Source organism: Leucobacter sp. Ag1 (genome assembly GCF_000980875.1).
Classification (GTDB): domain Bacteria; phylum Actinomycetota; class Actinomycetes; order Actinomycetales; family Microbacteriaceae; genus Leucobacter; species Leucobacter iarius.
On the sequence record NZ_LAYO01000039.1, the window covers coordinates 1 to 8,171 of the forward strand.

At 72.0% G+C, this 8,171-nt stretch carries 8 protein-coding genes and 1 pseudogene; 2 read left to right on the plus strand and 7 right to left on the minus strand.

What is annotated here, in order from left to right:
• The 7 genes and pseudogenes from XM48_RS00430 to glmS form a co-directional block, all read right to left on the minus strand.
• Positions 1-636: pseudogene (locus XM48_RS00430) on the minus strand (hypothetical protein); the annotation flags it as partial.
• Complete coding sequence (gene rimI / locus XM48_RS00435) at positions 633-1,094, minus strand: ribosomal protein S18-alanine N-acetyltransferase (RefSeq protein ID WP_046453800.1); 462 nt, start codon at positions 1,092-1,094, stop codon at positions 633-635. The gene rimI and the pseudogene XM48_RS00430, both read right to left, overlap by 4 nt.
• Complete coding sequence (gene tsaB, locus XM48_RS00440; protein WP_231580751.1) at positions 1,091-1,741, minus strand: tRNA (adenosine(37)-N6)-threonylcarbamoyltransferase complex dimerization subunit type 1 TsaB; 651 nt, start codon at positions 1,739-1,741, stop codon at positions 1,091-1,093. The genes rimI and tsaB overlap by 4 nt, the downstream gene beginning before the upstream one ends.
• On the minus strand, positions 1,738-2,196 hold the full coding sequence (tsaE, locus tag XM48_RS00445) for a tRNA (adenosine(37)-N6)-threonylcarbamoyltransferase complex ATPase subunit type 1 TsaE (protein ID WP_046453807.1): 459 nt from the start codon (positions 2,194-2,196) through the stop codon (positions 1,738-1,740). Before tsaE ends, tsaB begins: the two co-directional genes overlap by 4 nt.
• 56 nt (positions 2,197-2,252) lie before the next feature.
• Positions 2,253-3,443 (minus strand): alanine racemase, encoded by a 1,191-nt coding sequence (gene alr / locus XM48_RS00450; protein WP_084820825.1) that lies wholly within the window; start codon positions 3,441-3,443, stop codon positions 2,253-2,255.
• Positions 3,444-3,446: 3 nt separating this feature from the next.
• Positions 3,447-3,854 (minus strand): holo-ACP synthase, encoded by a 408-nt coding sequence (locus XM48_RS00455; protein ID WP_046453801.1) that lies wholly within the window; start codon positions 3,852-3,854, stop codon positions 3,447-3,449.
• On the minus strand, positions 3,854-5,719 hold the full coding sequence (gene glmS, locus XM48_RS00460) for a glutamine--fructose-6-phosphate transaminase (isomerizing) (protein WP_046453802.1): 1,866 nt from the start codon (positions 5,717-5,719) through the stop codon (positions 3,854-3,856). Before glmS ends, XM48_RS00455 begins: the two co-directional genes overlap by 1 nt.
• A 32-nt stretch (positions 5,720-5,751) precedes the next feature.
• Between glmS and coaA the strand changes: the two genes are divergently transcribed.
• Positions 5,752-6,720, plus strand: a complete 969-nt coding sequence (gene coaA / locus XM48_RS00465; protein ID WP_046453803.1) for a type I pantothenate kinase — start codon at positions 5,752-5,754, stop codon at positions 6,718-6,720.
• A gap of 87 nt (positions 6,721-6,807) precedes the next feature.
• Positions 6,808-7,989 carry a hypothetical protein gene (locus XM48_RS00470; protein ID WP_046453804.1) on the plus strand — a complete coding sequence of 394 codons (1,182 nt, stop codon included), beginning with the start codon at positions 6,808-6,810 and terminating at the stop codon, positions 7,987-7,989.
• The last annotated feature ends 182 nt before the right edge of the window (positions 7,990-8,171 follow it).

Below are 8,171 nucleotides of genomic sequence, written 5' to 3' on the forward strand. Positions count from 1 at the left end.
CCTGCTGTCGCGCCGGCGAAGCCCCGAGAGCACCGCTATACCGAGGATCCCCGACCACACGGCGAAGGCGAAGGCTCCGAGCCCGTCGCCGTTTACGTTGGCCACGGAGATCCGCCGGCCGACCCCGGGAGGGCCGGAGAGCAGCCCGGCGCCGTTCGAGACCAGCAGCGCGACGGTCGGCAGTTCGAGCGCGCCGATCTCTCCGCCGCCCACGGGTCGCAGCCCGTCGCCCTGCAGCAGATCGGCTCCGACATGGCCGACGAGGTGGTTGACCGCGTAGAGCGGCTTGCCGAGCGCGAGGGCGAGGGACTTCGCCGCGGCGACCCCGACCATGAGCGCGCCGGCGAGGCCGGGGCCGCTCGTCACGGCGATGGCGTCGAGCTCGTCGAGCGAGATGCCGGCCTCGGCGACCGCGCGCTCGATGGTCGGGCCGATCGCCTCGACGTGCGCACGCGCGGCGACCTCGGGCACGACGCCGCCGAATCGGGCGTGCTCGTCCATGGAGGAGGCCACGGCGTTGGCGAGCAGCGTGCGCCCGCGCACGATGCCCACGCCGGTCTCGTCGCAGCTCGTCTCGATACCGAGCACCAGGGGTTCGGCCCCCGCTGCGATCGCTGCCGTTCCTTCGGCGCTCATCCGCGCGCTCCTTCGCTCAGTTCCAGCCGCATGACGATCGCGTCGACGCCCTCGGGCTGGTAGTACTTCGGTCGGACGCCGATCTCGGCGAATCCGAGGTCGGCGTAGAGCCGCTGCGCGACCGGGTTGTCCGCGCGCACCTCGAGGAACACCTCGCGCACGCCGCGCCGGACCGCTTCTGCGAGGAGCTCGCGCATGAGCGCGCGCCCGTGGCCGCCGCCGCGGGCCTCGGGCACCACGGCGATCGTCTGGATGTCGCCCTCCGAGCCGACCGTCAGGAGCCCCGCATACCCGCGGATCGCGTCGGTCGCGGGGTCCACGAGCGCGATGTAGTGGCGGTGGTCGGCCGTCAGCTCCTCGCGCATCATCTCGCGGCTCCAGGCCTCCCCCGCGAAGACGTCGGCCTCGATGCGCCAGATGGCGTCGAGGTCGGCTTCCGTGGCCGGGCGCAGGATCATGCGGAGACCCGCTTCTGCGCTCCCGGCTGCTTGATGTCCGGCTCGCGCAGGTAGAGGGGCCGTTCGGATTCGAAGGGGCGCCCGGCGGCGAGCCGCAGCGCGGCCAGGCGGATCAGCGCCCCGCCGGGGATCCGCTCCGGCCAGACCTCGTGGGGCGCCTCGGCGTACTCCGCGCGGGCGACGAGGTGCGGGTCCACGGAGCGCACCGGGAGCTCGGCCCAGTCGAGCCCCGAGTACTCGGTCACGAACAGCTCGCGGCGGCGCGCGTCCTGCACCACGCGGACCCCGGCCGCGGCTCCCCGGGAGAGCACCTCGAACGCGACCGCCTCGTGCCCGTGCAGCGGGAGCAGCGGGACGCCGCGGCCGACCGCGAAGGCGCGCGCGGCCGCGATCCCGACCCGCAGGCCCGTGAACGGGCCCGGGCCGATGCCGCAGACGACGCCCGCGATCCGGGACGGGTCGACGCCGCTCTCGTCGAGCACCCGCTCGAGCAGCGGGCCGACGATCTCGGCGTGCCGCATGGGGTCGTCGCTCACCGCTTCGAACACGCGGTCGCCGACGCCCAGCGCGACGCTCGTGCCGAGCGAGGTGTCGATCGCGAGCAGCGCCCGCTCTCGCGATCCGGGGATTCCGACTGCGCCGTTCACCAGGCCGCCTCCGTCTGCCAGCGCGGTCCGACCGCGGTGATGGTCACTGTGCGGGGTTCCACGAGCGTCTCGGACCAGTCGGGATCGTCGGCACCGTCGCCGGCCCGCCCCTCCGGACGCTCGATCACGACGTCCAGCCAGGAGTCGCGCTCGGCGTGCAGGCCCGCACCCCACTCGGCGACGACGACCGAGCGCTCGAAGTCGAGGTCCAGGTCGTCGAGCTCCTCGGCGTCGGCCAGCCGGTAGGCGTCGACGTGCACGAGCGGCGGCCCGTCGACGAGCGACGGATGCGTCCGCGCGAGCACGAAGGTCGGGCTGGTCACCGGCCCGCGCACGCCGAGCCCCTCGCCGATCCCGCGGGTCAGCGTGGTCTTGCCGGCGCCGAGCGGGCCGGTCAGGATCAGCAGATCGCCCGCGCGCAGCCGCTCCCCCAGGTTCACGCCCAGCGCGTGCATCGCGTCGGGATCGACGATCTCGAATCGTCGCGACGCCGCTTCGGGTCCCACGGCGCTCACGCGTCGCTCCGCACAGGCTCCGCGATCGCCTCGTCGGGTTCGACCGCATCCGGAGCCAGCGGTTCCTCGACCGGCACCCGGAGCACGCGGGGTCCGATGCCGACGATGATCTCGTAGTTGATGGTGCGCATGAGCCCGGCCCAGATCTCGACCGGCGGCGCGCCCCGCTCGGGATCGCCGAACAGCACCACGGGCTCGCCGAGCTCGAGCCGCCCCGCGAGCGGACCGACATCGACGATGAACTGATCCATGCCGATGCGGCCGACGATCGGGCGGTGCTCGCCCGCGACGGTCACCCAGGCCCCCGAGCCGTTCAGCGCCCGGGGCATGCCGTCCGCGTAGCCCATCGGTACGAGCGCGAGGGTCGTAGCCGTCTCGCACACGTGGTTGTAGCCGTAGGAGACGCCCGTGCCCGCGGGCACGCCGCGCAGCGCGACGATCTCGGACTTCAGCGTCATCGCCGGCACGAGCCCGAGCTGGGCGGAGGTCTTGTCGGCGAGCGGACTCAGCCCGTAGGCGGCGACGCCGATCCGCACGGTGTCGTAGTGCAGGTGCGGCGACGACAGCGTGGCCGCGCTCGCGGCGAGGTGGCGCATCTCGGGCTCGACCCCGTGCGCGGCGAGCAGCGCGATCGCCTCGTCGAAGTTGGCGGCCTGGGCGCGGTCGGCGTCGGCACCGGCGTTCGCGAGGTGGCTGAAGATGCCCCGGACCGAGATCGTGCCCTCGGCGACCAGCTCGGCGGCGCGGGCGAACACGACCTCCCAGTCGCTCGGCTGGATCCCGTTGCGGCTCAGCCCCGTGTCGACCTTCAGCTGCACCGTCGCCCGGAGCCCGGCAGCGCGAGATGCCTCGGCGATGGCGTCGAGCTGGGCCAGGTTGTTCACGCCGAGCTCGATGCGCTGCTCGATAGCCGCGCCGAAGTCGGTGCGGGGGCCGTGCAGCCAGCACAGGAGCGGGACCTCGACGCCGGCCTCGCGCAGCCGCAGCGACTCCTCCAGGTCGGCGGTCGCGAGCATGGTCGCCCCGCCGTCCATGGCTGCCTGGGCGATGATCGCCGCGCCGTGGCCGTACCCGTCGGCCTTCACGACGACGATCACCTGACCGCCGCTGAGCTCCTTGATGCGCCGCACGTTGTGCCGCACCGCGGGCAGGGAGATCTCGGCGATCCGCATTCCGCCTGTTCTCATGGCTTACGCTCCGTCCTGCTCGGCTTCTGCTTCGAGGCTACTGCCCGGCACTGCGGCATCGCCGGTCTCGAGCACGACGAATGCGGTGGCCATGCCGCCGTCGTGCGTCATCGAGACGTGGGGCATGCCCGCTCCGCGCGCACCGAGCACCCGGACGAGCGCGGCCGTCGGCGCGAACCCGGGCACACGGTCTTCGCCGCGCACGATCGCGAGATCCTGCCAGCTGAGTCCGGCGTCACCGCCGAGGGCTTTGATCAGCGCCTCCTTGGCCGCGAACCGCGCGGCCAAGGAGTGGAGCGGCAACGCGCGTTCGGGCTCCGCGAAGAGCCGCGCCAGCAGCCGCGGAGTGCGCTCGATCTGCCGCTCGAAACGACCGATATCGACCGTGTCGACGCCGATCCCGATGATCACTACTCGACCGTCACCGACTTCGCGAGGTTGCGCGGCTGGTCGACGTCGAGGCCCTTGGCCGTCGACAGCTCGAGCGCGAACCACTGCAGCGGGATGACCTGCAGCAGCGGCTCGAAGAGCGTGTCGGTGAGCGGGATCCGGATCACGTCGTCGGCGTAGGGCAGCACCGAGGTGTCGCCCTTCTCGACGATCGCGATGACGCGGGCGCCGCGCGCCCGGATCTCCTGGATGTTCGAGACGACCTTCGAGTGCATGACGGGGGCCGTGCGCGGGCTCGGCACGAGCACGAACACCGGCTGGCCGTGGTCGATGAGGGCGATCGGGCCGTGCTTGAGCTCGCCCGCGGCGAAGCCCTCGGCGTGGATGTACGCGATCTCCTTGAGCTTCAGCGCACCCTCGAGCGCCGTCGGGTACCCGACGTGGCGGCCGAGGAACAGCACCGAGCGGGTATCGGCCATCCAGTGCGCGAGCTGCGCGATCTGCTCGTGGGTGTCGACGGCCTCGGCGACCTGCGCCGGCAGCGCGTCGAGCGCGGCGACCGCGCTCGCCTGCGCGTCGGCGGCGAGCGTGCCGCGCACGCGTCCGAGGTGCAGACCGATGAGGTACAGCGCGGTGATCTGCGCGACGAAGGCCTTGGTCGACGCGACCGCGACCTCCGGGCCCGCGTGCGTGTAGACCGCCGCGTCGGACTCCCGGGGGATCGTCGCGCTCTGCGTGTTGCAGACCGAGACGGTGGTGACGCCGCGCTCGATGGCGTACTTCACGGCCATCAGGGTGTCCATGGTCTCGCCCGACTGGCTCACCGAGATGAGCAGCGTGCCGTCGGTGAGGATCGGGTCGCGGTAGCGGAACTCGTGGCTGAGCTGCACCTCGACGGGGATCCGGGCCCACTGCTCGATCGCGTAGGCGCCGATCATGCCCGCGTAGGAGGCGGTGCCGCACGCGATGATGATGATGCGGTCGATCTCGCGCAGTCGATCGTCGCCGAGCTCGGTGAGCTCGGGGATCTCGACGGCGCCGTCGACCACGCGTCCGCGGATCGTGTTGCCGACCGCGTCGGGCTGCTCGGTGATCTCCTTCGCCATGAACGACGACCAGCCGCCCTTGTCGGCCGCCTCGGCGTCCCAGGCGACCTCGTACTCCTCGAACTCGACGGGCGCGCCGGAGAAATCGGTGATGCGCACCTCCTCGGGAGTGATGATCGCGATGTTGTCCTCGTCGACCGCGACCGCGCGGCGGGTCGAGCTGACGAAGGCCGCGACGTCGGACCCGAGGAAGTTCTCGCCGTCGCCGAGGCCGACCACCAGCGGGGAGTTGTGGCGCGCGGACACGACGACGCCCGGCTGATCCTGGTGCATGGCGAGCAGGGTGAAGGTGCCGTGCAGGCGTCCGACCACCGCGCGGAATGCGGTCTCGAGGTCGGCGTCGCCCGCCTCGCGGCCCTTCGCGATCTCGTGCCCGAGCAGGGCGGCGACGACCTCGGTGTCGGTCTCGCTGAGCAGTTCGATGCCCGCGGCCTCGAGCTCGGCGCGGAGCTCGGCGAAGTTCTCGATGATCCCGTTGTGGATCAGGGCGAGCTTGCCGCCGTCGCCCAGGTGCGGGTGCGCGTTCACGTCGGTCGGGCCGCCGTGGGTCGCCCAGCGGGTGTGCCCGATGCCGGTGCCTGCCGCGGCCAGCGGATCGAGCTCGAGCAGTTCTTCGAGGCGGGCGAGCTTGCCCGAGCGCTTGCGCACCGCGACCGCGCCCTCCGCGTCGACGACGGCGACTCCGGCCGAGTCGTATCCGCGGTATTCGAGACGGCGCAGGCCGTTCAGCAGCACCTCAACGGTGTCGTTAGGGCCGACATATCCGACGATTCCACACATGCGCATCAGTTTAGTGGCACCATGAGTGAACGATGACCGAGTTCAGCAGCGACACCCAGGCCCTGATCCGTCCCGACTTCTCCTCCCCGTTCATCGAGATCGGGCGAGAGGAATGGGCGCGCCTCGCGGGCGAGACCCCCATGCCGCTCACCGAAGCGGAGATCGAGGCGTTCCGCGGCCTCGGCGAGCTGCTCGACCTCCGGGAGGTCTCCGAGGTCTACCGTCCGCTCAGCCGGCTCCTCAACGAGTACGCGCAGGGCGTGCGCGAGGTGCACCGGCGCACGCGCGGCTTCCTGCACCGCGAGCAGGACCGCCCCTCCCCCTTCGTGCTCGGCATCGCCGGCTCCGTCGCCGTCGGCAAGTCGACCGTGGCGAGGATCCTGCGCGATCTACTCGCCCGCTGGCCCGAGACCCCGCACGTGCAGCTCGTCACGACCGACGGGTTCCTCTACCCGAACGCAGAGCTGGAACGCCGCGGGATCTCGCACCGCAAGGGCTTCCCCGAGTCCTACGACCGCCGCGCGCTCATGCGCTTCGTGTCGCAGGTGAAGGCCGGCATGCCCGAGGTCCGCGTGCCCCACTACAGCCACCTGATCTACGACATCGTGCCCGACGAGTACACGATCGTGCGCAACCCCGACATCCTCATCGTCGAGGGGCTCAACGTGCTGCAGCCCCCGTCGAACGAGCGCCCGCTCGCGGTGTCCGACCTCTTCGACTTCTCGATCTACGTCGACGCGCGCACCTCCGACATCGAGCGCTGGTACCAGGACCGATTCCTGAAGCTCAAGGACGGCGCGTTCGCCGACCCGAGCTCCTACTTCCGGCGCTTCGCCGGGCTCGACGAGGAGCAGGCCCGCGCGCTCGCGCACGAGTTCTGGAAAGGCATCAACGAGCCCAACCTGGTCGAGAACATCCGGCCCACGCGCGCTCGCGCCTCGCTCGTGCTCCGCAAGGAGGCCGACCACCGCGTGCAGAAGGTGCTGCTCCGCAAGCTCTGACGTCCGAGCGGCATCCGACGCGCCGGGATCCGCCTCGCCGGGCGCGCGACCAGGCTCCGCCGAAGCGGGTGTTCTACACTTCCGGGCATGACTGCTCTCCGGCGTTCCCGTCGTGCCGCGGTCGCGACCCTGGCCGCGGCCCTCGTCCTCGCGGGTGCCCTCCCCGCGGTCGCGAACACCGGCGACGAGACCGCGGACGGCTATCCCACCTGGGACGAGGTCAACGCCGCCCGCGCGTCCCAGAGCGCCAAGCAGGCGGAGTACGCGAAGCTGCAGCAGGCGCTGCAGCGCGCCCAGTCGGGCGCGGCCACCGCCTCCACGAAGGCCGTGGCGGCGTTCCGCACCGCGCAGCGCGCGGATCAGGACCTCGCGGACGCCACCGCGCGCGAGAAGCAGCTCCAGAGCCGGCTCAAGGCCGACCGGACCCGACTGCAGAGCGACAGCGAGAGCCTCGGACGCGTGGTCTCCTGGATGTACCGCGACGGCACCGGCCTCGCCAGCACCAGCCAGCTGATCACCGCCAAGGACCCCGCGGAGTTCATGTCGAAGCTCGACACCGCCCAGCAGGTGGCGGGCACCTGGAACACGCTCTCCGAGCGCGCCGCAGCGGCGGTGAACACCGAGCAGAACCTGAAGGATCAGGCGACGTCGGCCAAGAAGGAGCGCGCTCGGCTCGCTGCGGAAGCGGATCGGGCGTCGACCGCGGCGTCCACCGCGCAGGAACGCGCCGACGCCGCGGTCGACACGGCCAGCCGCAGCACCGGCACCGTATACGCGCAGCTCGCCTCGCTGCGCGGCACCACCGCGAAGGTCGAGGAGCGCTACCAGCTCGGGCTCCAGGTCGCCGAGCAGCAGCGCGAGGAGGAGGCGCGGCGGCAGCAGCAGGAGCAGAACGGCGGCAACGGCGGCGGGAACGGTGGTGGTGGCAACGTCAACATCGGCGGCGGAGTCACCGTGGATCCCGCGGGAGCGCAGGCCTACGCACGATCCGTCCTGCCCTCGTACGGCTGGGGCGGCGAGCAGTTCTCCTGCCTGGTCTCGCTGTGGAACGGCGAGTCCGACTGGCGTGCGGACGCGCTGAATCCGTCGAGCGGCGCCTACGGGATCCCCCAGGCGCTGCCCGCCGAGAAGATGGCCGCGGCCGGGGCCGACTGGCGCACCAACGGCGCGACCCAGGTCAACTGGGGCCTCGCCTACATCTCGGCCAGTTACGGCAGCCCGTGCAACGCCTGGAACACCTGGCAGTCGCGGAGCCCGCACTGGTACTGAGCCGCGAAGCGGCCGAGCATCAGTCGGTCTCGTCGACCCTGCGCCGGCGCGCCCCGATGATCATCGCGGCGCCGAGCACTCCGCACAGCGGGCGGTAGAAGCGCCGATCCAGCTCGCGGAAGCGCTTGCCCGCGGGCGGCAGCCCCAGCACCGCGAGCGCCGCGTCGCCTCCGAACGCGGCC

Excerpts from the sequence above, each read along its gene's own strand:
- glmS (WP_046453802.1), bottom strand. The coding sequence starts at position 5,719 with ATGTGTGGAATCGTCGGATATGTCGGCCCTAACGACACCGTTGAGGTG.
- rimI (WP_046453800.1), bottom strand. The coding sequence starts at position 1,094 with ATGATCCTGCGCCCGGCCACGGAAGCCGACCTCGACGCCATCTGGCGC.
- XM48_RS00470 (WP_046453804.1), top strand. The coding sequence starts at position 6,808 with ATGACTGCTCTCCGGCGTTCCCGTCGTGCCGCGGTCGCGACCCTGGCC.
- tsaE (WP_046453807.1), bottom strand. The coding sequence starts at position 2,196 with ATGCACGCGCTGGGCGTGAACCTGGGGGAGCGGCTGCGCGCGGGCGAT.
- alr (WP_084820825.1), bottom strand. The coding sequence starts at position 3,443 with ATGAGAACAGGCGGAATGCGGATCGCCGAGATCTCCCTGCCCGCGGTG.
- coaA (WP_046453803.1), top strand. The coding sequence starts at position 5,752 with ATGACCGAGTTCAGCAGCGACACCCAGGCCCTGATCCGTCCCGACTTC.